This window comes from Stenotrophomonas bentonitica (genome assembly GCF_002887735.1).
Taxonomy (GTDB): domain Bacteria; phylum Pseudomonadota; class Gammaproteobacteria; order Xanthomonadales; family Xanthomonadaceae; genus Stenotrophomonas; species Stenotrophomonas bentonitica_A.
Genome location: NZ_PKQP01000002.1, coordinates 391,593 through 416,990, shown reverse-complemented (window position 1 = coordinate 416,990; position 25,398 = coordinate 391,593). Strand labels below are relative to the sequence as shown.

Genomic DNA, 25,398 nt, shown 5'->3' with positions numbered 1-25,398 from the left:
GACAGCGTCATGCTCGACCATGTAGGTATCCGCTGCGCCGACTTCGGGCGCAGCCTGGCGTTCTTCCAGCAGGCCCTGGCGCCGCTGGGCATCACCGTGGTGATGCAGGTCTCGGCCGCCCAGACCGGCGAGCATGACCACGCCGGCTTCGGGAGTAGCGGCAAACCGGACTTCTGGATCAGCAACGCCCCCGGCGCCCACGGCGGCGTGCACCTGGCCTTCAGCGCGACCCGGCGGGCCGACGTGGACGCCTTCCACCGTGCGGCACTGGCGGCCGGTGGCACCGACAATGGCGGCCCGGGCATCCGCGAGCATTACCACCCCGATTATTACGGGGCGTTCGTGCTCGATCCGGACGGCAACAACATCGAAGCGGTCTGCCACCACCCCGGCTGACCGCGTACGCCGGCGGGATGGCCGCTTTGTCGCCCATCCCGCGTATCCCCTTTTCGTGGCCCGCCGGGGAACGTGGGCCGCCATTCGCCTGACAGGAATCTCCGTGACCTCTACCCCACCCCGCCCCCTGCTGGTCGTCCGTCGCTCCGTTCGCGGAGGGCCGGCACATGGATGACTTCGTCCGCATCGTCGAGGTCGGCCCGCGCGACGGGCTGCAGAACGAAGCCCAGCCGGTGGCCACCGCCGACAAGATCGAACTGATCCGCCAGCTCTCGCTGACCGGGCTGCGCACCATCGAGGCGACCAGTTTCGTCAGCCCGCGCTGGGTCCCGCAACTGGCCGACGCCGCCGAGGTGTACACCGGCATCGAGCGCCGCCCGGGCATCGATTACCCGGTGCTGGTCCCCAACGAACAGGGCTATGACCGTGCACGCGCGGTGGGCGTGCAGGAAGTGGCGGTGTTCACGGCCGCCTCGGAAACCTTCAACCGCACCAACACCAATGCCGGCATCGACGAATCGCTGGCCCGTTTCGCACCGATCCTGGAGCGGGCCAAGGCCGACGGGGTCAAGGTGCGTGGCTACGTCTCCACCGTGCTCGGTTGCCCCTACCAGGGCGAGGTCGCGGTGAGCGAGGTGGTGCGCGTCGCGCGCGCGCTGTACGAGATGGGCTGTTACGAAATCTCGCTCGGCGACACCATCGGCGTCGGCACGCCGCGCAAGGCCCGCGCGATGCTCAGGGCGGTCGCCGGCGAACTGCCGATGCCCGCGCTGGCGGTGCACTTCCATGACACCTATGGCCAGGCCCTGGCCAACATCGATGCCTGCCTGGAAGAAGGTGTGCGCGTGGTCGATTCGGCGGTCTCCGGTGCGGGCGGCTGCCCGTATGCCAAGGGCGCCAGCGGCAACGTCGCCAGCGAAGACGTGGTCTACATGCTGCATGGCATCGGCATGCGCACGGGCATCGATCTGCCGGCGCTGGCCGCCACCGGGCGCTGGCTGGCCGCACGGCTGGGGCGCGAGACCGGCAGCAAGACCGGTAGGGCGCTGGCGGCGACATGAAAAGCGGCGGCCCGCGCAAGGACGCTGCGGTAGGTGATCATCTCACCGCCCACGTCCACGCGCTGGCCGCCCTGCAACGCGCCCTGGCACAGTCGCCGGGCGATCTGCGCGGCCTGCTGGAGGAAGTGCAGCAGGCCCTGCAGGAAGCCATGGACGAGCGCCAGCTGGCGCTGCGTCGCTATGCCGCGCTGTTCGATGCGGTCCCGGACCCGGTCAGCATCCTCAGCGAACGCGGCGTGGTGCTGGACCTCAACAAGGCTGGCGTGCGCGCCTATGGCCGTCCCCGCGAGGAAATCGTCGGACAACCGATCGAGCTGCTGAACCCGGACCTGCCGGGCGACCACCTCGATCCGGTCTGGGAGGCGCTGCACCGGGGCGAGACCTATGTCATCGAGGTCACCAACATGCGCGGCGATGGCAGCCGCTTCCCGGTGGAGGTGCATTCGGCCGGCTTCGAGCACCAGGGCGAGCACTGCATCGTGGCGGTGGCGCGCGACCTGAGCAGCCGCTGGCAGGCCGAATCGCGCTACCGGCTGCTGATGGAATCCATCGACAAGGGCGTGATCCTGTTCGATCGCCAGTTGCGGGTGGTCTCGGCCAACCCGGCCGCGCATCGCATTCTCGGCACCGCCGGCACTGGCGGCAGCCTGCAGGCAATGCTTGCCCCGGAAGACTGGATCAGCGTGGACGAGCACGGCCACCCGCTCACCCGCGAGCAATGGCCGGCCAGCGTCTCGCTGCACAGTGGGCGCATCGTGCGCAGCACCATCGTCGGCCTGTACCACCGCCCGCGCGGCCGGATGATCTGGATCTCCACCACCAACGTGCCGGTGTACGGCAACGGGCGCGATGCGCCGGACCATGTGTTCGGCCTGTTCAGCGACATCACCGAACTCAAACGCAACAACACGCTGTTCGACCGCGCGCAGTCGCTGGCGCACATCGGCGGCTGGGAGTGGGACCGCGGCCTGCAGCGGCTGTACCTGACCGACGAGGCGACCCGCATCCTCGGCCAGGAGCTGCCGATGCGCGACATGGCCGAACTGCTGGAATGCCTGCGCGTGGACGACCGCGCGCAGCTGCAGCAGGCGCTGCTGGAGGTGGTCGACCGCCAAGTCTCGTTCGAACTGGAGCTGCAGGGCCAGCGCAGCGATGGGCATTCGTTCTGGGTGCGGATGATCGGCGAGGCCGAGGCCGGGGATGTCGATGCCGCGCGCATCGCCGGCACCGTGCAGGACATCACCGCGCGCAAGCAGGCCGAGGAGACGCTGCGGATCCAGGCGCGCACCGATCCGCTCACCGGGATCATGAATCGCGATGCGGTGCTCAACGACCTGGCCATGCGCATGGCCAACCCGACCCACTGCCGGGTCGCGGTGCTGTACATCGACCTGGACCGGTTCAAGACCGTCAACGACCTGCTGGGCCACAACGCCGGTGACGAACTGCTGATCGACGCCACCCGCCGCATCGCCACCGCGATCGGCACCGAAGGCCTGCTGGCCCGGTTCGGCGGCGATGAGTTCCTGGTGATCTGCGATACCCGCGACCAGGCCGATCAACCCGAGCGGCTGGCCGATGCGATCACCCGTGCGTTCAGCACCCCGTTCCGCTTCGGTGCCGACGAATTCCCGGTGACCACCAGCATCGGCATCGCGCGTGCGCCTCAGGATGGGCTGCGCCCGCAACAGCTGATCCAGAACGCGGACATCGCCATGTACGACTGCAAGCGGCGCACCCGCAACGGCTGGCAGGTGTTCTCGCCCGAGCTGGCCCAGCGCCAGCATGACCGCCTGCAGATCGAGAGCCGGCTGCACCGGGCGCTGGACGACGACGAGTTCCATCTGGTCTACCAGCCGCAGGTCAACCTGCACAGCGGCCAGCTGATCGCGGCCGAAGCGCTGATCCGCTGGCGCAATACCCAGCTCGGCGAGCTGCGCCCGGACATCTTCATCGGCCATGCCGAGAGCACCGGTGACATCGTCCGGATCGGCCTGTGGGTGCTGCGCGAAGCCTGCCGGCAGGTCCGCCAGTGGCAGGATGATGGGCTGGGCATCGTGCGGGTGGCGGTCAATGTGTCCTACCGGCAGTTCGTGGGCGAGGACCTGGCCCGGCATGTCCGCGCGGTGCTCGACGAGTTCCATCTGCCCGGCAGCGCGCTGGAACTGGAATTCACCGAACGGGTGCTGATCGAAGATGCCCCGGACACCCTGCGCACCTTCGCGCAGCTTCGCGAGATGGGCGTGCTGCTGACCATCGACGACTTCGGCGAGGGCTACAGCGCGCTGAACTATCTGCGCCGGCTGCCGATCCATGGCCTCAAGCTGAGCCAGCTGTTCGTGGAGGGGGTGCCGGGCAACCGCTCGGACGTAGCGGTCTGCGAGGCCGTCTGCGGGATCGCCCGCAGCCTCGGGCTGGGGCTGGTCGCCGAGGGCGTGGAATCAGAGGCACAGCGCCAGTTCCTGACCTCTTTGGGGGTCTCGGTCGGCCAAGGCTTCCTGTTCGCGCCCGGGCTGGCGCCGGACGAGTTCGCGCGGCGCCTGGCGCTGCGAGCCCGGGTCGCGGTGGGCAGTGCACAACGGTGATGGCGGCCGCTTCCGCTAGAATCAGCGGTTCTTGAACCAGCGGGATCGTGCAATGCAGCTGTCTTCTGTCCGCGCCGTCATCACCGGCGGTGTTTCCGGCCTTGGCCTGTCCGTGGCCCAGCACCTGGTCGCCCACGGCGCCAAGGTGGCCCTGTTCGATCTCAATGACGACAAGGGCGCGGCCGCCGTGGCCGCGCTTGGCGAGTCCAACGCGCGCTACTACAGCACCAATGTCAGCGACGAAGCCGCCGTGGCCGCGCAGATCGATGCCGCCTGCGACTTCCTGGGCGGGCTGAACACCGCGATCAACTGCGCCGGCATCCTGGGCGCAGGCCGCGTGCTTGGCAAGGAAGCGCCGATGCCGCTGGCCAACTTCCAGGGCACGGTGATGGTCAACCTGGTCGGCAGCTTCAACGTCGCCAAGGCCGCCGCCAACCGCATGCAGCACAACACCCCGGGCGAGGATGGCGAGCGCGGCGTGATCATCAACACCGCCAGCGTGGCGGCCTATGAAGGCCAGATCGGCCAGGCCGCCTATGCCGCCTCCAAGGGCGGTGTGGTCAGCATGACCCTGCCGATGGCCCGCGAACTGTCGCGGTTCGGCATCCGCGTGATGACCATCGCCCCGGGCATCTTCTGGACCCCGATGGTCGATGGCATGCCGCCGGCCGTGCAGGAATCGCTGGCCGCCTCCATCCCGTTCCCGCCGCGCCTGGGCAAGCCGGAAGACTTTGCCGGGCTGGTTGCCTACATTCTGGGCAACACCTATCTCAACGGCGAGACCATCCGCCTTGACGGCGCCGTGCGTCTGGCGCCGAAGTAAGCGAGCACGCAACCCGCAGGGTGCCCGGTTCCGGCACCCGCCACCTCCACGAACCGACCTTCATTCCCATGAAAGCCAGCGACATCAAGAAAGGCAACGTCGTCGAATTCAACAACGGCGTCTACCAGATCCGCGACATCGAACGCAGCTCCCCGCAGGGCCGCGGCGGCAATGTCCGCTTCCGTTTCATCATGTACAGCGTGCCGGGCGGCAACAAGCTCGATTCCAGCTTCGACGCCGACGACAACCTGCCGGAAGTCGAACTGCTGCGCCGCCAGGCGACCTACTCCTACATGGATGGCGATGCCTTCGTCTTCCTGGATGACGAGGACTACACCCCGTACATGGTCGATGCCGATGTGCTCGGCGATGACGCCGGCTACATCACCGACGGCCTGACCGGCATCTACGTGCAGGTGATCGACGAGACCCCGGTGGGCGTGCAGCTGCCGACCAGCGTGGTGCTGGAAGTGGTCGAGACCCCGCCGGAACTCAAGGGTGGCACGGCCACCAAGCGCCCGAAGCCGGCCAAGCTCAACACCGGCATCGAAATCATGGTGCCGGAGTACATCGCCAACGGCGAACGCGTACTGGTCAACACCACCACCGGTGAATTCGCCGGCCGTGCCGACTAAGCGCGCCGCACCGACCGTCCTGCTCCTGCTGCTCGCGGCGTGTTCGCCGCGGGCAGTGGAGAGCGAGACGCTGGCGCCCGTGCCTTCGGCGACGGGCACAGCGCCGGCGGGTAACACCGCTGATGCGCGCTGCGAAGTGCCTGCAGAGATCTTCGTGGCCGAGGACATCCGCATGTACTGCGCGATGCCGGGCGACGTGCAGGCGTTTCTGACGCGCGAAAGCGCCTGCCAGCACTTCGCTGGCGAAGAAGCCTATGACGAGGACCGCGCCCGCGAACTGGCGTATGCGATCCACGAAACCTGCGACGACCGGGCTGCGCTGTTCAATCAGCTGCTGCAGCGCCACGCCGACAACTGCCTGGTGCACACCGAGCTGATGCTGCTGGGCACGCGTAACGAGCTCGCGCTGGATGCGGACAGCCGGGCGCAACCCAACCCCTGCCCACGCGGCTTGTGACCCTGCACCGGACGCGCAGGTGCGCAATCCGGTGCGTTCCCTTCGATCAGGGCTTGGCAGCCAACGACGGCGCACCGGCGAAATCGCCGCAGCCGTGGTACTGGCGCGCGCCGACGGTAAGCATGGCCGTGGCGCCGAAGGCCTGGCCACTCATGTTGTCCTGGCACACGGTGCGCTGGAAGGTGAGCTTCACCGGGGTGCCGTCAGCAGCGGTACCGGACCAGCCATCACGGCCCTGGGTGGGGCTGGCGATCTCGAGCTTGCGCTCGCCGTAATCCATCTCGATGTGCAGCGCCGGGGTGGCCCCCGCGCCGACCTGGGCCAGCCAGCCGGGCTCATTGCCGGTCGCGCGGAACCCGGCGGCTGCATCGGCGCCGGCTTCAGTATCGGCCTTGGCGGCCGCATTGGCCGGCGGCGCTTCGCCGCCCTGCTCGCCGGTACCGGTGCAGGTGCGATCGGGCTCGCCCTTGAGGATCAGGATCCCGTCAGTGGTGCCCTTGGTCCAGAATTCGTTGCCCTGCCCGTCTCCGTATTTCGCGCCGGAGGCGGCCGGCTGCGAGGACATGGCAAACGTGCGATCGGCAACCACCACCGTGGCCGAATCCTGGCCGCGATACGTGGCATGCACTTCCAGCTCGCCACAGCGGAACGCGTAACTGCGCTCATCGGTGGTGGAGGCATCCATCGGTGGGGGCGCTTCGCTGCCATCGCCGGCAGGGCGGCTCTCGGTGGCCGGTTGGCAGGCGGCGAGTGCGCCGGTAATGGCCAGGCTCAACAGCCAGGGAGATGCGCGCATGAGGAACTCCTTGCGATAACGTCGACAACACTTGATCGTACCTGCCGCGCCGTGAGAGCGGGTGAAGCGAGGCTGACCCCGGCCGCAGGCCTGAACACGCGGTTCAGTGCGCACGCGGCGCGGCCGGCAGCACGCACAGCGAAAGCAGATGCACGCCGGGTGCGCCCGTGCAGCGCGCCCAGACCCGCAGCAGCCGCATCGCATGCAGCTGCCGACCGTGCTCGCCGTCGAGATGGAGGCGCATCTCGCCGGTGACCAGCACCATGGCGCCGCAGGCGAGCTGCTCGGTCTGCTGCCGCTCGATGGCAACGATGCGGATGCGCCGCGCATTCCAGCCCGCCAGCAACGCCGAGGCATCCTGCCGCTGGCCATCGTGGTCGGTCAGGAACAGCGCTGGCGAGAGCAGTGCGTTCACCTGCTGCGGCTGCCATTGGATCAGCGCGTCCCACAGCCGCGCCTCGGCCGCCTCCACGTGCGCCGGTTGCAGTATCGCGCTCATGGGCGCACCGGACATCGTCGTCGCGGCCCACTGGCGTGCACGCCCAGCGTCTGGATTGCCGCCACCAGGGCGGCATGCGTCTTCCTGCTCTTCATCTGCACAGCTGCCGGAACACCGGCCGAAATCACGATGGCGGCAGTCTGCGCGGCCTCGGTGGGGTTTCGATGGAGGAAGTGTGGAGATACGATGGAGCCCAAGCACCTTCCGGCTTTGCCCTGCATGCCCGCCTCCGATCTACCCGGCGCCCCGACCGCGCGCTGGGATCATTCGCTCAATGCCCTGGTCCTGATCGTCGAGGACGAACCCGAGATCGCCGACATCGTCGCGGCCTACCTGGCCCGCGAAGGCCTGCGCACACTGCGCGCGCAGGATGGCCACACTGCCCTTTCCCTGCACCGCAGCGCACGCCCGGACCTGGTCCTGCTCGACGTGCAGATGCCGGGCATGGATGGCTGGACCGTGCTCAACACCCTGCGCCAGCGCGGCGACACGCCGGTGATCATGTTGACCGCGCTGGACCAGGACCTGGACAAGCTCACCGCGCTGCGGATGGGCGCGGACGATTACGTGGTCAAGCCGTTCAACCCGGCCGAGGTGGCCGCGCGGGTGCGCGCGGTCCTGCGGCGCACCTTGAACGCCGCGCGCCAGAGTGCGCCGGAGATCCTGCGCGTGGGCAGCCTGGTGATCGATCCGGAGCACCACACGGTGCATGTCGAAGGCGACGGCTACAGCCACGAGCTGCTGCTGACCCTGACCGAATTCAAGCTACTGCACTGCATGGCGCTGGCACCGATGCGCATTTTCAGCCGCAGCGAACTCATGCATGAGTGCCTACCGGAAAGCGAAGCGCTGGAGCGCACCGTGGACAGCCACGTCAGCAAGCTGCGCCGCAAGCTTGACGATGTCGGCCTGGCGAACGTGCCGGCCAGCGTGCGCGGCGTCGGGTACCGGCTGGCGGCGGACCACTGATGCGCCGCTCGGGCCTGAGCCGGCACATCGTGGTGTCGATGTCGATGATGGTGCTGGCGGTCATCGTGATGGTGATCCTCAGCTCCTACCTGCTCTATGCGGTGCTGGTGGCGTTTTACCCCGGCGGCGTGGACGAACCGGTCAGCTGGGTGCCCAGTGGCCCGGAACTGGTCTGGATGAGGGGCGTGACCCTGATCGGGTTGACGCTGGCGGTCGCCGCTTCAGTGCGCCTGTCCCAGCGCATCCTGACCCCGCTCAACGCGGTGGTGGACAGCATCGGGCGGCTGGCCGATGGCGACCTGGGTGCACGCGCGGCAGTGAGTGACCGCTCGCTGGGCGAAGTGGCGCTGCTGGTGGACGACTTCAACGCCATGGCGCGCCGGCTGCAGAACATCGAGGCCGACCGGGTGATGTGGCACGCGGCGATCGCGCATGAACTGCGCACGCCGGTCACCATCCTGCGCGGCCGCCTGCAGGGCCTGGCCGAAGGGGTATTCGCCCCGGACGAAGGCCAGTTCCGCAGCCTGCTGGCGCAGGTGGAGGGGCTGTCGCGGCTGATCGAAGACCTGCGTGTGCTCAGCCTGGCCGACAGCGCCCGCCTGGACGTGCGCCGCGCCCGCAACGATGTGGTGCAGGAAGTGCACACGGTGACGACCCTGGTGGATCCGGGTTTCCGCAGCAGCGGCTTCGTGCTGGAACTGGAGACCTCACGCGAGGAGCATCCCGCGCATTGTGACCCGACCCGCGTGCGGCAGGCATTGATGGCACTGCTGGAGAATGCGCGCCGCTATGCGACGCCGGGCCGGGTGCGCATCGCCGTGCACGACACCGCTTCCCACGTGCAGATCGCCATCGATGACGAAGGCCCGGGCATCGATGCAGCGCTGCGCGAGCAGATCTTCGATCCCTTCCTGCGCGGCGATGGTTCGCGCTCGCGTCAGCGCGGCGGCAGTGGGCTGGGCTTGGCAGTGGTCAAGGCGATCGCCGATGCGCATGGCGGCCAGGTCGCCTGCAGCGCCAGCACCCTGGGCGGCGCACGCTTCGTCATCGAGCTGCCGCGGCAGTAGCAGCATCCTGGAGGGCCAGCTCGCGCATCCGCGTGCCGAGCCGGGCCAGATTGCGATCGATCATGGCCAGTTCGCGTTGCTGCGCGGCCGGCAGGCGCTGCTTCAACTGCGCCTGCAGCGCCTTCCAGGCCGGGACGCCCTGGGCGCTCAGCTGCGCCGCCGCCGCCGCAGCCTGCACGCGCTCCCCGGCCAATGGCAGCCCGTAGCCGCCACGGCTCACCAAGGCGGCCGGACTGACCAGCTGCCCGGTGTCCTCGAGCAGCGCGCGCAGCGTGTCGCGCGCCGCGGCATCGCCAGGGCGCGGATGGCCGAGCAGCCGTTTCAGGGCATCGCGCGCGCGCAGCTCCTCACGGTGCAGCGCCGCCTGCTCCAGCAGCAGCAAGGCGGAGGTGGCGCGCAGGTCGCCCTGCTCCACCCAGCGTGACCGGGCGCTGGCAGGCTGCCGCAACCAGTCGCCTACCGTTGTCGTGCCCAGCGGCAGCTGCCACCGGGCGACATCGAACAGCTGCTGGTAATGGTCTGCGGCCGAGGCGAAGTAGTAACCCTGGCGCGTCGCCTGCGCGCGATCGGCCAGCACGCTGGCATCAGCCACGCCCTGGCGCTCCAGCCGGGTCAGCAATCCGCGCGGGGTGATCCGGTTCAACCCGGGCGACGCGAGGCGTGGCACGCCTTCCTGCAGCAGCTTGCCGGTCTCCACCGCGCAGTTGTTGCTGACGAACAGATACCGACCGTCATAGCTCCAGTGCACCTGCGCGACACGCTCGAGCAGGCCGGCGATGTCCTGGTCATCCAGCGCCAGCGGCACCGAAGACAGGCCGCGCAGCTCGAGCTGGGTGTACTCGTTGATGACCTGGTTGAGCGGCAGCACGAACAAGCGCGAGGGATAGGAACCGGTCAGCCCGCGCCAGCTGGATATCTGCACATCGCCAACGAAGGCGCGGTAGGACAGCACGCGGTGATGGGACAGGTCCATCCGGCACGCCGGCCCGCGCGGCCGGCCCGGTGCGCAGATCACCAGCCGCAGCATGCTGTGGCCCCAGCGGCTCATCAGCTGCTCGTTGCCTTCGGCGAGCAGGTAGTCGATGGCGTAGATCCGGGCCGGGTCCAGTTCCAGCAGGCTCGCCGCGCCTGCGTCTTCCTCGGCCTGCATCAACGGCAGGCGGCTGTCGCAGGCCACGGTGTGCTCGATCGGCCCGAGGTGCTCGGTGAACCACGCGGCCACCGCCGGCCGACGGCAGGCGTAATCGGGATCGAGCAGCAGGTGCTCGGCATTCACCGCCAGGAATTCCGCGGGGCGTGCGCGCTCATAGTCGTCGGGGCTGCGCCCGCTGAAGGCGTTGGCGGTACGGCCAAGTTTCCACGGTCGCCGCTGCCACCCGGCCAGATCGCGCAGCCGCGCATCGCGCGACCAACCGCCCTGCGACGAACGGTCCAGTACGTGGGTCAGTTCATGGATCAGCGCGGCCTCGAGCGCGCGCGGCAGCGGTTGATCGTCTTTCACGGTGTCGAGCAAGGCGCGCTGTAGGGTGATCGCCCCGTTGCGGGCGCGGCCATGCACGTGCGCGGGGAGCGTGTCCGACCAGCGCACCTGCACCGGGTGCTGGAACCGTGCCTGCCACTGCGGCGGCAAGCGGCCGCGCACCTGCTGCAGGGTACGCTCGGCCGCGACGATCTGCGCCGGATCCAGTCCCTGCGGCTGCAGCTCCAACGTGAGTGCCGCGTGCGCCCATGGCGCGGCAAGCCATGCGACCAGGACCGCCCAGCGCCAGCGGCGGACCTGACCGGACGGGTGCATCAGCGGGCCAGCAGCGTCCTGGCCAGTGCCATGTCACTGGCCTGCTGCTGCGCGACACTCTGCTCGCGCAGGTGCAGCAGCGCAGCTTCCAGGCGTGCACCGCGGATGGCGCCATCGCTGGCCACGAAGGCAGCCGCGTCGTCGCGGGCTTCGATCACGATCTTGTCGTCGCCGGAGCTGGACGAACCGGCCGACGACGCGCCGGAGGCGGAACCGGCGGAGCTGCCGGCAAAACTGGAAGCCATCGCCGACAACGGCAGGGCGAGCACGGCAAGGAGCAGGATCGGACGCATCATCGGGGTGTCGTTCGCGGTGGAAAACACAGAGCGTATAGGCTGCGTGAAATCCTGTCTTGCCTCAGAGGTCGAAAACCTTGCCCGGATTCAGCAGCGCTTGGGGATCAAACGCGCGTTTGACCGCCTTCATCAGGGCGATTTCCGGCGCACTGCGCGTGCTGTCCAGGTAGCCCTTCTTGACCAGGCCGATGCCGTGCTCGGCCGAGATGCTGCCATCGAAACGGCTCAGCACACCGGCGAGCAGTTTGGTGACGTGCTCGCACTGGGTCAGGAACTCCGTATCGGCGGTATCGTCAGGCTTGAGCACATTGATGTGCAGGTTGCCGTCGCCGATGTGCCCGAACCAGACCACCTCGAACTGCGGGTACGCCTGCCCGATCAGCGCCTGGGTTTCGGCGAGGAAGGCCGGCATGGCCGAGATGCGCACCGAGACATCGTTCTTGTAGGGCTTGTAGCGCGCCACCGCCTCGGTGATGCCCTCGCGCAGGCGCCACAGCTGCGCGGCCTGCGCATCGCTCTGGCTGACCACGCCATCGCTGACCCAGCCATGCTCCATGCAGTCTTCGAACGCCGCCATGGCCGCCGCTTCCTGGACCTCATCGCCGGCCGCGAACTCAGTGACCACGTAATACGGGTAGACCTCGGCGAACGGTGCCTGCGCCCCATGCGCCAGCACATGCTCGAGCGCGCGGTCGGTGAAGAACTCGAACGCCTGCAACTGCAGCCGCTCGCGGAACGCGGCGAACACCTGCATCAGCACCTCGAACGAGGGCAGCGCCAGCAGCATCACGTTGCTGGCCGGCGGCGGATCGGTGAGCTTCAGGGTGGCTTCGACGATCACGCCGAGCGTGCCTTCCGAGCCGATCAGCAGCTGACGGAAATCGTAGCCGCTGGAATTCTTGATCAGGCCCTTGTTGAGCTCCACCAGCTCACCGGCCATGGTCACCACCTTCAGCCCGGCGATCCACTCGCGCGTGTTGCCATAGCGGATCACCCGGATGCCGCCGGCATTGGTGGCGATGTTGCCACCGATCGAGCAGGAACCGCGCGCAGCGAAATCCACCGGGTAGATCAGCCCGTGTTCGAGCGCGGCGTTGTGCACCGCCTCCAGCGCCATGCCGGCCTGCACGGTCAAGGTGCGATCGACCGCATCGAAGGCCAGCGGCTTGTTCATGCGCTCCAGGCTGAGCACCAGCTCGCCGTGCGCCGCCACCGCGCCACCGGACAGGCCGGTACGGCCGCCGGAGGGCACCACGGCCACGTGTTGGGCGCTCGCCCAGCGCAGGATCGCCTGCACCTCTTCGACCGTTCCCGGCAGTGCGATCGCCAGCGGTGCCGGCACCCAGCGCCGGGTCCAGTCGCGGCCGTAGTGCTCCAGATCGGCCGGGTCGGTCTTCAGGCGCAGCCCGGGGCAGTCGTGCAGGAGCGAATCAATGCGCGGATCGGTCATGGGGCGTCTGGCGGTGCCGGGGGAGCCCGCAAGCCTGCCAGCCACCACGGGCCGCGTCCAGTAGCGGAGCCCCGCGCGCCGCAGCCTGTGGCGATCCCCAGGGCGCACACCGGAAATAGGTGCATCTGAAACCGTTTTGCCACCGATTGGCGCACCGCACCATCGCCGCCCGCTTCTGGCATAGTTGAGGGCTCCCGCCGCCACACGTCGCACGCCGCCCATGTCGCCGAAAAAGACCTCGTTCCCGAAGCAGGATATCCGCGTACTGTTGCTCGAGGGGGTCAGCCAGACCGCGATCGACGTGTTCACCGCGGCCGGCTATTCGCAGATCGAACTGCACAGCAAGGCGCTGCCCGAAGACGAGCTCAAGGCACGCATCGCCGAGGCCCACATCGTCGGCATCCGCTCGCGCACGCAGCTCAGCGCGGACGTCCTGGTACATGCCAAGCGCCTGATGGCGGTCGGCTGTTTCTGCATCGGCACCAACCAGGTGGACCTGGAGGCGGCAGAACTGGCCGGCATCCCGGTGTTCAACGCGCCCTACTCCAACACCCGCAGCGTGGCCGAGCTGGTGATCGCCGAGGCGATCATGCTCACCCGTGGCATCCCGCAGAAGAACGCCGAATGCCATCGCGGCGGCTGGTCCAAGTCGGCCGCCGGCAGCCATGAGGTGCGCGGCAAGACGCTGGGCATCATCGGCTACGGCCATATCGGCACCCAGGTCGGCGTGATGGCCGAAGCGATGGGCATGCAGGTGATCTTCCATGATGTCGAAACCAAGCTGTCGCTGGGCAATGCCCGGGCGGCGATCAGCCTGGACGACCTGCTGGCACGTGCGGACATCGTTACCGTGCATGTGCCCGAGACCCCGGCCACCCAGTGGATGATCGGCGCCGATGAACTGGCCCGGATGCGCCCTGGCGCGCACCTGATCAATGCCGCGCGCGGCACCGTGGTCGACATCGACGCGCTGGATGCGGCGCTGCGTTCAGGCCACCTCGGCGGCGCGGCGGTGGACGTGTTCCCGGTCGAGCCCAAGGGCAACGGCGATGCCTTCGTCTCGCCGCTGACCGCGCACGACAACGTGATCCTGACCCCCCACGTGGGCGGCAGCACGCTGGAAGCGCAGGACAACATCGGCGTGGAAGTGGCGGCCAAACTGGTGCGCTACAGCGACAACGGCAGCACCCTGTCGGCGGTCAACTTCCCGGAAGTGACCCTGCCCGAGCATGCCGAGAGCCTGCGTCTGCTGCACATCCACCAGAACGTGCCGGGCGTGCTTTCCAAGGTCAACGAGATCTTCTCGCGCCACAACGTCAACATCGACGGCCAGTTCCTGCGCACCGACCCCAAGGTCGGCTACGTGGTGATCGACATCACCGCCAGCGAAGCCCAGGCCGGCGCGGTCCGCGAAGAGCTGGCCGCAATCCCGGGCACCCTGCGCACCCGCGTTCTTTATTGACGGGTCAGCCAGCGCTTGGCCATGCGCGGCAGCGAATCATCCCCATCGGGGGTCTCGATCGCCGCGTTGGCCACGTCACGTATCTCGCGCCAGGCCAGCGCCAGTGATTCTTCGCTGATCGCGAACTGCTCGCTGCCCAGCGCCCGCACCACGTAGCGGGCGTCGTAGTGCCAATGCCCCGGCACATCCTTGCGTTCCGGGATCCAGTGCTTGTCGATGTCGAACAGTTCGCCATCCTCCAGCACCAGCGCGGTCAGCCCGGATTCCTCCTCGGCCTCCTTCAGCGCCACCTGGGCCAGATCGCGCTCGCCATCGGCGTGGCCGCCCAGTTGCAGCCAGCGGTCCAGCTTGCGGTGGTGGGTCAGCAGGACCCGCTGCCCGTCGGCGCTGACCAGCCAGGCACTGCCGGTGAAGTGGCCGGCCAGCCGCTCACGCAGGAAGGGATTCAGAGGATCGTCCAGGAGTGTGCTGAATTCGTCAGCCAGTGCGGCTTGATTCGGGTGGCGGCGGGCGTAGGCATCAAGCTGACTGCGCAGTGCAGCGTCAGGAATGGCAACGGATTCGGGGTTCAGCGACATGGCAGGAGCAGGCATCGTGCGGATTTGGCCGATTATCGCTCGGCCATGCTGCATTTGTGCTTGTACAGCGGCTTCAGCTTTGGCTAAGGTACAGCGGGCCCCGCACCGCTGGGGCGCCCAGTCGCCATCAGGGCGTGCGGCAATGTACCGCGCGCCTCACCTTTGTTCTTTTAGGGAAGCACTGCATGCTGAAGTCTCTGTTGAGGGTCAAACCGGTCGCACCGGCACCGCACGTCGATGCTGGCGAGCCCATCGAAGGCAGCCTGGATGGCGAGCCCACACTGAAACGGACCCTCACAGCGAAACACCTCATCCTGCTTGGCATCGGTGCGGTGATCGGTGCCGGTATCTTCGTGCTTACCGGCCAGGCGGCGGCGAACCATGCCGGCCCGGCGGTGATGCTGTCGTTCGTATTCGCCGGCTTTGCCTGCGCGCTGGCCGGCCTGTGCTACGCCGAGTTCGCGGCGATGATGCCGGTGTCCGGCAGCGCCTACTCCTATTCGTACGCCACCCTCGGCGAAGGCATGGCCTGGTTCATCGGCTGGTGCCTGGTGCTGGAATACCTGTTTGCCTCGGCTTCGGTCGCGGTGGGCTGGTCGGCGTACCTGATCAGCTTCATCACCACCACGCTGAACATGCCATTCCCCGACGCGCTCAGCGCCGCACCAATCGCATGGACCGGCCACGAGTTCATCGCCTCGGGCAAGCTGTTCAACCTGCCGGCAGTGCTGATCGTGGCGGCCGTCTCGGGCCTGCTGTACGTCGGCGTGACCCAGTCGGCCTTCGTCAACGCGATCATCGTGGCGATCAAGGTCACCGTGATCTGCCTGTTCATCGGCTTCGGCGCCGCGCATCTGGACCCGGCCAACTGGACCCCGTTCATTCCGGAGAACACCGGCGTGCCCGGCGAGTTCGGCTGGAGCGGCGTGTTCCGCGCGGCGACCATCGTGTTCTTCGCCTACATCGGCTTCGATGCGGTCTCCACGGCCGCTGGTGAAACCAAGGACCCGCAGCGCAACATGCCGATCGGCCTGCTCGGCTCGCTGGCCGTGTGCACCATCGTGTACATCATTGTCTGCGCGGTGCTTACCGGCATGATGCCGTACCACCTGCTGGGCACGGACAAGCCGGTCGCCACCGCGCTGGAGCCCTACCCGACCCTGTCCTGGCTGAAAACCGCCGTGGAAATCGGCGCGATCGCCGGCCTCTCCTCGGTGGTGCTGGTGATGATGATGGGCCAGACCCGGATCGCCTACACGATCTCCCGCGACGGCCTGCTGCCGAAGATCTTCGGCAAGGTCCACAAGCGCTTCCGCACGCCGTACTGGAGCACGATCGTGGTCGGCGTCATCGCCGCCACGCTTGCCGGTACCGTACCGCTGAACGTGCTGGGCGAACTGGTTTCGATGGGTACCCTGCTGGCCTTTGCCACGGTCTGCATCGGCGTGCTGATCCTGCGCTACACGCGCCCGGAACTGGAGCGTCCGTTCCGCGTGCCGCTGGTGTGGGTGATCTGCCCGCTGGGTGCACTGGCCTGTCTGTTCCTGTTCTACCAGGCGTTCGTGGTGCATTGGCACCTGTTCGTGGCCTGGACCCTGCTGGGCCTGTGCATCTACTTCGGCTACGGCATCCGCCACAGCAAGCTGAACAAGAAGTCCGCCTGAGTGCTACCGGGCCGGCCCAGTGCCGGCCCGGTCGTTTGTTACATCGCGCCTGAGAAGAAATCCAAACCATGTTCAAGCAACTGTGGGCCACCAAGCATCCGCACGCCGCCCATGAAGACGCCAATGGCCTGAGCCTGCGCCGTACCCTCGGCCCGTGGGGCCTGACCGCGCTGGGCATCGGTGCGGTGATCGGCGGCGGCATCTTCGTGATCACCGGCCAGGCCGCAGCCAACCATGCCGGCCCGGCGATCATGCTGTCGTTCGTGCTGGCCGCGATCTGCTGCGCGTTCTGCGCGATGGCCTATGCCGAATTCGCGGCGATGGTGCCGGTCTCCGGCAGCGCCTACACCTATACCTATGCCACGTTCGGCGAGCTCTCGGCCTGGTTCATCGGATGGATGCTGGTGCTGGAATATGGCGTCTCCGCCTCGGCAGTGGCGGTCAGCTGGACCGGCTACTTCCTGAGCCTGCTCAGCCATTTCGATATCCATCTACCCGCCGCGCTGGTTAGCGCGCCGCTGGATGGCCAGCTGCGCCCGACCGGCGCGATCGCCAACATCCCGGCCGCCGTGCTGGTCCTGCTGCTGACCTGGCTGTGCTACGTGGGCATCAGCAAGTCCTCGGCCATGAACATGGCGATGGTGGTGCTCAAGACCGCGCTGATCCTCCTGGTGATCGTGGTGGGCTGGAAATATGTGGATCCGGCGAACTGGACCCCGTTCATTCCGGACAACGAAGGCCCGGGCAAGTACGGTTTCGACGGCGTGCTGCGCGGTGCCGCGATGGTGTTCTTCGCCTATATCGGTTTCGAGGCCGTGTCCGTAGCCGCGCAGGAATCGCACAAGCCGCAGCGCGACATGCCGATCGGCATGCTGCTCTCGCTGGTGATCTGCACCGTGCTGTACATCGCCATGGCCGCGGTGATGACCGGGCTGGTGCCGTACCAGCTGCTGGGTACCGATGAGCCGGTGGTGACCGCGGTGGCCGCACATCCGCAGCTGGGCTGGCTGCGCGTGGTCGTGGAGATCGGCGCGCTGATCGGGCTGTCCTCGGTGGTGCTGGTGATGGTGATCGCGCAGCCGCGCATCTTCATGATCATGGGCCGCGACGGGCTGCTGCCGCCGCTGTTCACCAAGATCCACCCCAAGTACCGCACGCCACACATCAACACCGTGATCACCGGCATCGGCATCGCGCTGCTGGCGGCGGTGTTCCCGCTGGACGTTCTGGGCGAGCTGACCTCGATGGGCACGCTGATCGCGTTCGCGGCGGTCTGCGCCGGCGTGCTGATCCTGCGCCGCACCCAGCCGGACCTGCCGCGTCCGTTCCGGATGCCGATGGCGTGGCTGATCTGCAGTCTGGGCGTGCTGAGCTGCATCGCGCTGCTGACCGCGATGACGGCCCACAACTGGATGCTGATGGGCTTCTGGACGCTGGGCGGTTTCGCGATCTACTTCGGTTATGGGTATCGCCATAGCCGCCTGCGCAGGAATTAAGGATCACGCCTAAGCCAACGGCCGAAGCACCGGCCGAAGCGTCAGCTCTCCTGTTTCGGTCGGTTTCGCGGGGTGGTATGGGTTCGCGGGGGACGCCGTGAATCCATCCATGGAGGCTTATTATGAGCTGCATGGATGCGGCGACATAAGCCTACAGGGACGTACTTGCGGCGTCCCCCGCAAACCCCACCCCGTCCGGCCCAGTCGACAAACCTGCTTTTAGCATTTGACCTAGCTAAAATGACCGGCATGAGCACCCCCACCTTCCCGTACGACACCGCGCGCCTGAGCGAGCTGGCCCAGCTGCTGATCGACAACGTCCGCGAGCTGGCCCACGCCGGCTGGACCCCGGCCACCAGCAGCAACTTCTCCCACCGCCTGGATGACCGCCATGCCGCGATCACCGTGTCCGGCAAGGACAAGGGCCGGCTGGTGGAGGACGACATCATGGTGGTCGATTTTGACGGCAAGGCCGTCGGCCGGCCGCTGCGCCCGTCTGCCGAGACGTTGCTGCACACCCAGCTGTATCGCCGCTTCCCGGAGATCGGCTGCGTGCTGCACACCCATTCACCGGTGCAGACCATCGCCTCGCGCCTGTATGCGCCGCAGGGCCACATCCGCCTGGAGGGCTACGAGCTGCTGAAGGCCTTCCACGGCAACAGCACGCACGAGATGGCGGTCGACGTGCCGGTGTTCGCCAATACCCAGGACATGGACGTGCTCTCGGCACAGGTCGATGCCCTGCTCGACACCCAGCCGCTGTGGGGCTATCTGATCGACGGCCACGGCCTGTACGCGTGGGGCCGCACCATGGCCGAGGCGCGCCGCCACATGGAAGCGTTCGAATTCCTGCTGCACTGTGAGCTGGAGCTGCGCAAGCTGCGTGGCTGATCGCGCTCAGATTCCTGAAGAGAATCTGTATTCCGCGCATCGGCATCAGTGCGTCGCCCCCACCCCGGCGCCGCACTGGTACCCTTTCCTTCCCCTCTTCGCCTCGATGCCGCCGCCATGAGCCGACTCCGTATCTTTGATGACACCGCCCCGGATGTCCCGCTGTTCGACAGCCGGGATGGCGAGGCGATCGCTGCCGAACTCAAGCGGATCGGCGTCACGTTCGAGCGCTGGCAGGCGGCCCATGAGGTCGCGCCGGGCGCCAGCCAGGACGAGGTCTTCGCCGCCTACAAGGTCGATATCGACCGTCTCGTCGCCACGCACGGTTTCAAGAGCGTGGATGTCGCCTCGATCGCGCCGGACAACCCCAACCGCGCCGAACTGCGCAAGAAGTTCCTGGACGAGCACTTCCACAAGGAAGATGAAGTCCGCTTCTTCGTCGCCGGCTCGGGGCTGTTCACCCTGCACGTGGATGGCAAGGTCTACGAGATCGAGTGCGTGAAGAACGATCTGATCGCCGTGCCCGATGGCATCACGCACTGGTTCGACATGGGCGAGGAGCCGAGCTTCGTGGCGATCCGCTTCTTCACCGAGCCGGATGGCTGGGTCGGCCATTTCACCGGCAGTGACATTGCCCAGACCTTCCCGCGTTACCACCCCGCACAGCACCAGGCCGACTGATCCATGCCGCATCCGACCGTCATCCTCACCGATATCGAGGGCACCACCAGCAGCATTTCGTTCGTCAAGAACGTGCTGTTCCCGTATGCGCGCAAGGCGCTGCCGGCGTTCGTCGCCGCGCATGGCCACGAGCCGCAGGTGCGCCGCTGGCTGGATGCGGTGGCGGTCGAGATCGGCGGCGCCTGCCAGGACAGCCTGATCGTGGAGACGCTGCAGGGCTGGATCGACCAGGACCGCAAGCACACCGCGCTCAAGGCGCTGCAGGGCATGATCTGGGAAGCCGGCTACCGCAACGGCGACTACAAGGCGCACTTCTATCCCGAAGTGGCCGCCGTGCTGAAGGGCTGGCATGCCGAGGGCAAGCCGCTATACGTGTATTCCTCCGGGTCGGTGCCGTCGCAGAAGCTGTTCTTCGGCTTCATCGAGGCCGGTGACCTGACCGGGCTGGTCTCGGGCTGGTTCGACACCGAGATCGGCGGCAAACGTGAGGCGGACAGCTACCGCCACATCGTCGAGGCGATCGGCGTGCCGGCCGGGCAGATCGTCTTCTTGTCTGATGTGGTCGAAGAACTGGATGCCGCGCGCGACGCCGGCCTGCAGACCCGTCTGCTGGATCGCCTGGACGACTACCCGCTGCCGCGCAGCGGTGAGGCCACCCACGGCCACGACCGCGTCGAGAATTTCCAGCAGATCACGCTGTAGAGCCGATGGGTAAACCCGACCGGTAGAGCCGACTGTTAGTCGGCTAACGCCATGCCGATCGAAGAAGAGCAGCCGACTAACAGTCGGCTCTACCTTCGGCTCTACCGGTCGCCTTTACCCCCATCGGCTGACGCCATGCCGGTCGCCCGTTGCGTTACCTTGCCTTCGTATCCGCAAGCGAGGTGAAGCGCAGCGCATCACGCAGCTTGTCCAGGTCCGCTTTACTGCGCAGCCGGATCGTCACCGCCTCGCCCGGCACCAGGTCCAGCGCGTTGTCGTCCAGGGTGGCATCCACGCCGTCGAAGGCGATCCACAGCGCACGCACCAGCTTCGGCGAGCGCAGCGTCAACACGTAGCCGTCGCCGTTGCCGTTGCCGTTGCCGTCGGCGCGCAGCTCAGCATCAATGGTCGCAGGTGACAGCGCCAACGCCTTGGCCGGGACGAAATACACCACCTGCTGCGACAACAGCGTGGCGCCATCGAACAGCTCGACTACCGCCACCGTGCGGGTGGGCTCGGCGCCCTTCAACAGGTCCGCGTCGGCGAATCGCCCCACCTCCAGCGCGGACAACGGCGGCAGTGCCACGGTTTGCCGCTGGTCACTGCGCAGCGCGCCATCGAGATCCATCACCCGCATCCGCCACGTCGCCTGCAGGCCCTGCTGACGATCGTTGAGCAGGCTCACCCGGGTCACGCCTTCGTCGCGCAATGCGGCCACCGCGTGGTCGGCGAAGAACCGTTTGGCGTGGAAGTGCAGCGCTTTCCAGCGGCCGGCGTAGTCGATGCTGGACCACGAGGCGCCCGGCCACACATCGTTGAGCTGCCAGTACAGCGAGCCCATCGTGTACGGCCTGGAGGCGCGGTGATGCAGCGCGGCGAGCTGGATACCGTCGGCCTGCATCACCTGGCTCAGATACACGAACGCCGGGAAGTCGCGCGGCGTGCCGTACTCCTCCTCGATGTACTTGAGCAGGCGCTGGTTGCCCTCGCCTGCCATGAATTTCTGGTGCGCGCGCACCGTCGGGCTGTCCACCTGCTGTTCCGCGGCGGGAATGATGCCGTCCAGCGTGCGCAGCACCGGCCAGGCCTGCAGCCCGTACTCGGACATGAAGCGCGGCGTTTCGTGCAGGTAGGCGGTGACCGGCAGGGCCGGATTGCCCCACACCTGCCAGTAGTGCTTGTCGCCGCGGGTGGAATCGTTGGCCTTCTCGTCCAGGTCGTTGCTCGGCGAGCTCGACCAGTACGGCACGCCCAGGCCCTCCTCGGCCACCACCTGGCGCAGGTCATTGCCGAACAGGTCAACGTAGCCCTGCCAGACCTTCGCGGCGAACGCGGGATCGGCAGCGGTCAGGTCGCGGCCGTGGCCCCAGTCCTTCCACGCGGTTTCTTCTTCGTTGTTGCCACACCACAGCACCACGCTGGGGTGATGTCGCAGGCGCCGCACGTTGTCGCGCGCCTCGGCGACCACGTTCGCGCGGAAGTCCGGGTCGTAGCCGGGCTGCATGCCGCCCCCGAACATGAAGTCCTGCCAGACCAGCAGACCGAGTTCGTCGGCGATGTCGAAGAACACGTCATCTTCGTAGTAGCCGCCGCCCCAGTTGCGCAGCATGTTCATGTTGGCATCGCGCGCAGCGGTCAGCTCACGCCGGATCCGCGCCGCGTCCACGCGCGCCGGGAACATGTCGAACGGGATCACGTTGGCGCCCTTGGCGAAGATCGGCACGCCGTTGATCACGAATGCGAACCCCTGCCCGCCGTTGCGGTCCACTTCCCGGCGCAGCTCGACGGTGCGAAGGCCGGTGCGCTGCTCGATGCGGGTCGCGTCCGTCGTGCCAGGGGCCAGCGTGGCGCGCACGGTGTAGCGCGCCTGCTCGCCCTGCCCGGCCGGCCACCAGCGCCGTGGCTGCGGTAGCGCGACCGGCATGACGATCCGGTTGTCACCGGCCTTGAGCAGGGCCTTGCGGTCGATGCGCGCCACGCGCTTGCCGTCCGGATCCAGCACCTCGACCTGCACCGCTGCAGTGCCGACGGCAGCACTCTCCACCTCCACCGCAACCTCAAGGTCCGCCCGCGTCGCATCCAGGGCGCGGGTCTGCACGGTCAGCGCGGTCAGGCGCTGCGCGTCCCAGCTCTCCAGTTGCACTGGGCGCCAGATGCCGGCGGTCACGTATCGCGGGCCCCAGTCCCAGCCGAAGTGGTAGCCCGGCTTGCGCACGAAATTGCCGACCATCGCGTCTTTTGGCTCATCGCCATAGGGCGAGGGATAGTTGCCGGCGATCTTGTGCGGCATCGCCTGCACGCCCGGCAGCAGGGTGCGGATCGGCGAGCGCAGCGCGATGCGCAGTTCATTGCCGCGCGCGCGCAGCTTCCCGTCGACCCGGGCCCGCCAGGTGCGATGGCTGTTGTCGGCCTGCAGCAGTGGCTGACCGTTGAGGGTGACCGTGGCGAACGTGTCGAGCCCGTCGAACGCCAGCTCGGCATGCGCACGGGCGAGCGTGCCGGCATCCACGTCGAACCGTGCGCGGTACTCCCAATCGGCCAGGCCGATCCACTGCAGCCCGGCCTCCGGGGCGCCGACGTAGGGATCCGGAATCTGCCCCTGCGCCAGCAGGTCGGTGTGCACGGCGCCGGGCACCTGCGCCGGGCGCCACTGTTGCAGGCCAGGATGCGCGGCACCGCGCGCGTCGCCGGGTAGCAGGCGGAATGACCACTCCGCCGCCAGCGGGGCGGCTGCCACGGGCAGTGCCCAGGCGGCCAGCAGGACCAGCATCAGCCAGCAGGCCGGTGCAACGACATGGAGACGGCTGTGCGTGCGCATTGGGGATCTGCCTGGCTGCGGGAGCAGCCGACCAACGGTCGGCTCTACCGGGTTGGGGTAGCCGACCGGCGGTCGGCTACCGATTCAACGCACTACGTTGAGCACTTCGTAGCACGCGCCCATGGTGTGGTAGTCGGTCTTGCCGGCCGGGCTCTTCTCATCGCTGTACTTGCGGTTGTCCGCGTCCAGGATGCGATACCAGGCGCCGTAGCGATGATCGATCATGTGCTGCCAGGCGTAGCCCCACAGTTTGTCGTACCAGTCCCAGTACACGGCGTCGCCGGTGCGCTTGGCCAGCAGCGCGGCGGTGGCCAGCGATTCGGCCTGCACCCAGAAGTACTTGTCGTCATCGCACACGCTGCCGTCCGGGGCGAACCCGTAGTACAGCCCGCCGCGTTCGGCGTCCCAGCTGCGTTCCACCGCCACATCGAACAGATGCCGCGCGGTCGGCACGAGCCAGTCGGCCTGTACGTGGCGATCCAGGATCAGCAGCAGCTTGGCCCACTCGGTCTGATGGCCCGGCTGGAAACCCCAGGGGCGGAACAGGTGCTTGGGATTGTCACGGTTGTAGTTCCAGTCGATCTGCCACTGGGTGTCGTAGTGCTCCCACACCAGCCCGTCGCCCTGCGCCGCCTGGCGGCGGGTCATGTGGTCGGCCAGCAGCAGCGCACGTTCCAGGTACCGCTCCTCGCCACTGGCCTCGAATGCAGCCAGCATCGCTTCGCACATGTGCATGTTGGCGTTCTGGCCGCGGTAATCGCTGAAGGTCCAGTCGGCGTCGGCTTCGTCCTTGTACAGGCCGAACGCCGGCTCCCAGAAGCGCGTCTCCAGCAGCTGCCAGGTCTCGTCCATCCACGCACGGGCCTCGTTGACGCCGGCCTTCAGCGCGCAGCTGTAGGCCAGCAGCACGAACGCCACGCCGTAGCAGTGGTTGGTCGCATCTTCGACCACACCATCGCGCAGCGTCCAGGCGTAACCGCCGGTCGCCGGGTTGCGATGCACCTCGCGCAGGTAGCGGAGGCCGTGTTCGACCGCGGCCAGGTCCTCCGGCTTGCCGAACTCGCGGTAAGCCATCGCGTGGTTAAACACGAACCGGGTGCTGCTGACCAGATGACGATGGCTGGCGTCGTAGACGCTGCCATCGTCACGGTAGTAATGGAAGAAACCGCCCTTGGGGTCGATTTCATGCGGCTGGTAGAACGCCATCGTCTGCGCGATATGGGCGCGCAGGAACGCGGGCGAGCGGAAATCGGGGGTCGGCGGAACCGGCGTGGTCATGCGGCGTCATCCTGTTGTTGCTGGAGCAGGTGCTGGACTTCATCACGGCTCGGCATCGCGGCGAAGGCGCCCTTGCGGGTGACCGCGAGCGCACCGACGGCCGCACCGAAGCGGATCGCCTCCACCAGCCCGGCAGGGTCCTGGCAGAAGGCGGCAAAGCCCGTCCCGTCGCCACCGCGCTCGCCGATGCCGAACAGCAGCCCGCCAACAAAGGCATCGCCCGCCGCAGTGGAATCGACCGTGGTGACGCGGAAGCCGGTGAGCACGCCGTGGGTGTGTCGGGTATGCCAGCGGATCGGCGCGGCACCGTCGGTGATCACCACCGCCTGCGCCTGCGCGGCGAGCAGGCGCTCGACCACGGCGGCGTCACCGCCCGGCACCGAGGCCGCCAGATATTCGAGTTCTTCGCGCGAGAGCTTGACCAGATCGGCCAGCGACAGCGCTTCCCACAACCGCGGCAGCGGGTCGACACCGGTCGGCCACAGCGCCGGGCGCAGGTTGAGGTCGAGGCTGACCATCGCACCGGCCTGGCGCGCGCGGCGCATGCCCTCCAATGTCGCCTCGGCGATCTCGGCCTCGGTCAGGCTGTTGGAACACACATGGAAGCTGCGCGTCCCGTCGAAGCAGTTCGGGTGGAAATGCGCACTGCGGAACAGCAGGTCCGCCGCCGGCGGGCGGTAGAAGCTGAAGCTGCGCTCGCCGCTGGCATCCAGGGCAACGAAGGCCAGCGCGGTCTTGGCCGCGTCGGTGCGTACGATGCAGTCCGTCGCCACGCCGGCACTGGCCAGGCTCTCGGCGAGGAAGTCGCCGAACATGTCCTGGCCGAGCATGCCGGCAAAATGGGTGTCCGCCCCAAGCCGCGCCGCAGCAACGGCGACGTTGGCGGGCGCACCGCCGGCATACTGCAGGAAGGCACGCGGGGTGTCCGGGGTGGCCGGTGGCTGGGCAAGTAGATCGATCAAAATCTCGCCGAAACAAACAATCTTGGACATCGTGGCC

23 protein-coding genes are annotated in these 25,398 nt (G+C 67.6%); 14 read left to right on the top strand and 9 right to left on the bottom strand.

Features of this window, described 5'->3' with window-relative positions; all coding sequences use genetic code 11:
- The first annotated feature begins 9 nt into the window (after window positions 1-9).
- The 6 genes from C0R07_RS06265 (at window position 10) to C0R07_RS06240 (ending at window position 5,957) form a co-directional block, all read left to right on the top strand.
- Entirely contained in the window at window positions 10-396 is a 387-nt protein-coding gene (locus C0R07_RS06265) for a VOC family protein (RefSeq protein ID WP_102788431.1), read from the top strand.
- Between the two features lie 167 nt (window positions 397-563).
- Window positions 564-1,457, top strand: a complete 894-nt coding sequence (locus C0R07_RS06260; protein WP_102788430.1) for a hydroxymethylglutaryl-CoA lyase — start codon at window positions 564-566, stop codon at window positions 1,455-1,457.
- Window positions 1,454-4,042 (top strand): sensor domain-containing protein, encoded by a 2,589-nt coding sequence (locus C0R07_RS06255; protein WP_102788429.1) that lies wholly within the window; start codon window positions 1,454-1,456, stop codon window positions 4,040-4,042. The genes C0R07_RS06260 and C0R07_RS06255 overlap by 4 nt, the downstream gene beginning before the upstream one ends.
- Before the next feature lie 52 nt (window positions 4,043-4,094).
- Window positions 4,095-4,865 (top strand): SDR family NAD(P)-dependent oxidoreductase, encoded by a 771-nt coding sequence (locus tag C0R07_RS06250; protein WP_102788428.1) that lies wholly within the window; start codon window positions 4,095-4,097, stop codon window positions 4,863-4,865.
- 68 nt (window positions 4,866-4,933) lie between these two features.
- Window positions 4,934-5,500, top strand: a complete 567-nt coding sequence (yeiP, locus tag C0R07_RS06245; RefSeq protein WP_019182972.1) for an elongation factor P-like protein YeiP — start codon at window positions 4,934-4,936, stop codon at window positions 5,498-5,500.
- The gene (locus tag C0R07_RS06240) at window positions 5,490-5,957 is read left to right on the top strand and encodes a hypothetical protein (RefSeq protein WP_070473205.1); all 468 of its coding nucleotides are present in this window, start codon (window positions 5,490-5,492) and stop codon (window positions 5,955-5,957) included. The genes yeiP and C0R07_RS06240 overlap by 11 nt, the downstream gene beginning before the upstream one ends.
- Window positions 5,958-6,003: 46 nt before the next feature.
- Here C0R07_RS06240 and C0R07_RS06235 read toward each other — a convergent pair whose 3' ends face one another.
- Window positions 6,004-6,753 carry an MliC family protein gene (locus C0R07_RS06235; protein ID WP_102788427.1) on the bottom strand — a complete coding sequence of 250 codons (750 nt, stop codon included), beginning with the start codon at window positions 6,751-6,753 and terminating at the stop codon, window positions 6,004-6,006.
- 103 nt (window positions 6,754-6,856) lie between these two features.
- The gene (locus C0R07_RS06230) at window positions 6,857-7,252 is read right to left on the bottom strand and encodes a nuclear transport factor 2 family protein (protein WP_157266876.1); all 396 of its coding nucleotides are present in this window, start codon (window positions 7,250-7,252) and stop codon (window positions 6,857-6,859) included.
- A gap of 219 nt (window positions 7,253-7,471) precedes the next feature.
- Between C0R07_RS06230 and C0R07_RS06225 the strand changes: the two genes are divergently transcribed.
- Together C0R07_RS06225 and C0R07_RS06220 are read left to right on the top strand one after the other, a co-directional pair.
- Window positions 7,472-8,221, top strand: a complete 750-nt coding sequence (locus tag C0R07_RS06225) for a response regulator (RefSeq protein ID WP_102788426.1) — start codon at window positions 7,472-7,474, stop codon at window positions 8,219-8,221.
- Complete coding sequence (locus tag C0R07_RS06220; RefSeq protein ID WP_102788425.1) at window positions 8,221-9,288, top strand: ATP-binding protein; 1,068 nt, start codon at window positions 8,221-8,223, stop codon at window positions 9,286-9,288. The genes C0R07_RS06225 and C0R07_RS06220 overlap by 1 nt, the downstream gene beginning before the upstream one ends.
- On the opposite strand, the gene C0R07_RS06215 is transcribed toward C0R07_RS06220, so the two are convergent.
- The 3 genes from C0R07_RS06215 to C0R07_RS06205 all read right to left on the bottom strand — a co-directional run bounded on the left by C0R07_RS06215 (window position 9,266) and on the right by C0R07_RS06205 (window position 12,829).
- Complete coding sequence (locus C0R07_RS06215) at window positions 9,266-11,083, bottom strand: DUF4105 domain-containing protein (RefSeq protein WP_102788424.1); 1,818 nt, start codon at window positions 11,081-11,083, stop codon at window positions 9,266-9,268. The genes C0R07_RS06220 and C0R07_RS06215 overlap by 23 nt on opposite strands.
- Window positions 11,083-11,379 (bottom strand): DUF2388 domain-containing protein, encoded by a 297-nt coding sequence (locus tag C0R07_RS06210; RefSeq protein WP_102788511.1) that lies wholly within the window; start codon window positions 11,377-11,379, stop codon window positions 11,083-11,085. The genes C0R07_RS06215 and C0R07_RS06210 overlap by 1 nt, the downstream gene beginning before the upstream one ends.
- 61 nt (window positions 11,380-11,440) lie before the next feature.
- Complete coding sequence (locus C0R07_RS06205; RefSeq protein WP_102788423.1) at window positions 11,441-12,829, bottom strand: FAD-binding oxidoreductase; 1,389 nt, start codon at window positions 12,827-12,829, stop codon at window positions 11,441-11,443.
- A gap of 220 nt (window positions 12,830-13,049) precedes the next feature.
- On the opposite strand from C0R07_RS06205, the gene serA reads away from it, so the two are divergent.
- Window positions 13,050-14,291, top strand: coding sequence for a phosphoglycerate dehydrogenase (gene serA / locus C0R07_RS06200; protein ID WP_046273456.1), 1,242 nt, complete (start codon window positions 13,050-13,052; stop codon window positions 14,289-14,291).
- Here the strand turns inward: serA and C0R07_RS06195 are convergent.
- Window positions 14,285-14,869 carry an NUDIX hydrolase gene (locus tag C0R07_RS06195; RefSeq protein ID WP_102788422.1) on the bottom strand — a complete coding sequence of 195 codons (585 nt, stop codon included), beginning with the start codon at window positions 14,867-14,869 and terminating at the stop codon, window positions 14,285-14,287. The two genes, serA and C0R07_RS06195, sit on opposite strands and share 7 nt — an antisense overlap.
- A gap of 185 nt (window positions 14,870-15,054) precedes the next feature.
- Here C0R07_RS06195 and C0R07_RS06190 point away from each other — a divergent pair, with 185 nt between their 5' ends.
- The 5 genes from C0R07_RS06190 (at window position 15,055) to mtnC (ending at window position 20,303) form a co-directional block, all read left to right on the top strand.
- Window positions 15,055-16,533 (top strand): amino acid permease, encoded by a 1,479-nt coding sequence (locus tag C0R07_RS06190; RefSeq protein ID WP_102788421.1) that lies wholly within the window; start codon window positions 15,055-15,057, stop codon window positions 16,531-16,533.
- A gap of 68 nt (window positions 16,534-16,601) precedes the next feature.
- The gene (locus C0R07_RS06185; protein WP_019182984.1) at window positions 16,602-18,029 is read left to right on the top strand and encodes an amino acid permease; all 1,428 of its coding nucleotides are present in this window, start codon (window positions 16,602-16,604) and stop codon (window positions 18,027-18,029) included.
- 249 nt (window positions 18,030-18,278) lie between these two features.
- Window positions 18,279-18,920 carry a methylthioribulose 1-phosphate dehydratase gene (locus C0R07_RS06180; protein ID WP_026069746.1) on the top strand — a complete coding sequence of 214 codons (642 nt, stop codon included), beginning with the start codon at window positions 18,279-18,281 and terminating at the stop codon, window positions 18,918-18,920.
- 117 nt (window positions 18,921-19,037) lie between these two features.
- Window positions 19,038-19,601, top strand: coding sequence for a 1,2-dihydroxy-3-keto-5-methylthiopentene dioxygenase (locus tag C0R07_RS06175; protein ID WP_102788420.1), 564 nt, complete (start codon window positions 19,038-19,040; stop codon window positions 19,599-19,601).
- Window positions 19,602-19,604: 3 nt separating this feature from the next.
- The gene (gene mtnC, locus C0R07_RS06170; protein ID WP_102788419.1) at window positions 19,605-20,303 is read left to right on the top strand and encodes an acireductone synthase; all 699 of its coding nucleotides are present in this window, start codon (window positions 19,605-19,607) and stop codon (window positions 20,301-20,303) included.
- A 154-nt stretch (window positions 20,304-20,457) separates the two neighbouring features.
- Here the strand turns inward: mtnC and C0R07_RS06165 are convergent, their stop codons facing one another.
- The 3 genes from C0R07_RS06165 to C0R07_RS06155 form a co-directional block, all read right to left on the bottom strand.
- Window positions 20,458-23,121: a beta-mannosidase gene (locus C0R07_RS06165; protein WP_102788418.1), complete on the bottom strand. Its 2,664-nt coding sequence runs from the start codon at window positions 23,119-23,121 to the stop codon at window positions 20,458-20,460.
- Between the two features lie 84 nt (window positions 23,122-23,205).
- On the bottom strand, window positions 23,206-24,399 hold the full coding sequence (locus C0R07_RS06160) for an AGE family epimerase/isomerase (protein WP_102788417.1): 1,194 nt from the start codon (window positions 24,397-24,399) through the stop codon (window positions 23,206-23,208).
- On the bottom strand, window positions 24,396-25,391 hold the full coding sequence (locus C0R07_RS06155) for a carbohydrate kinase family protein (protein ID WP_102788416.1): 996 nt from the start codon (window positions 25,389-25,391) through the stop codon (window positions 24,396-24,398). The genes C0R07_RS06160 and C0R07_RS06155 overlap by 4 nt, the downstream gene beginning before the upstream one ends.
- Between the last annotated feature and the right edge of the window lie 7 nt (window positions 25,392-25,398).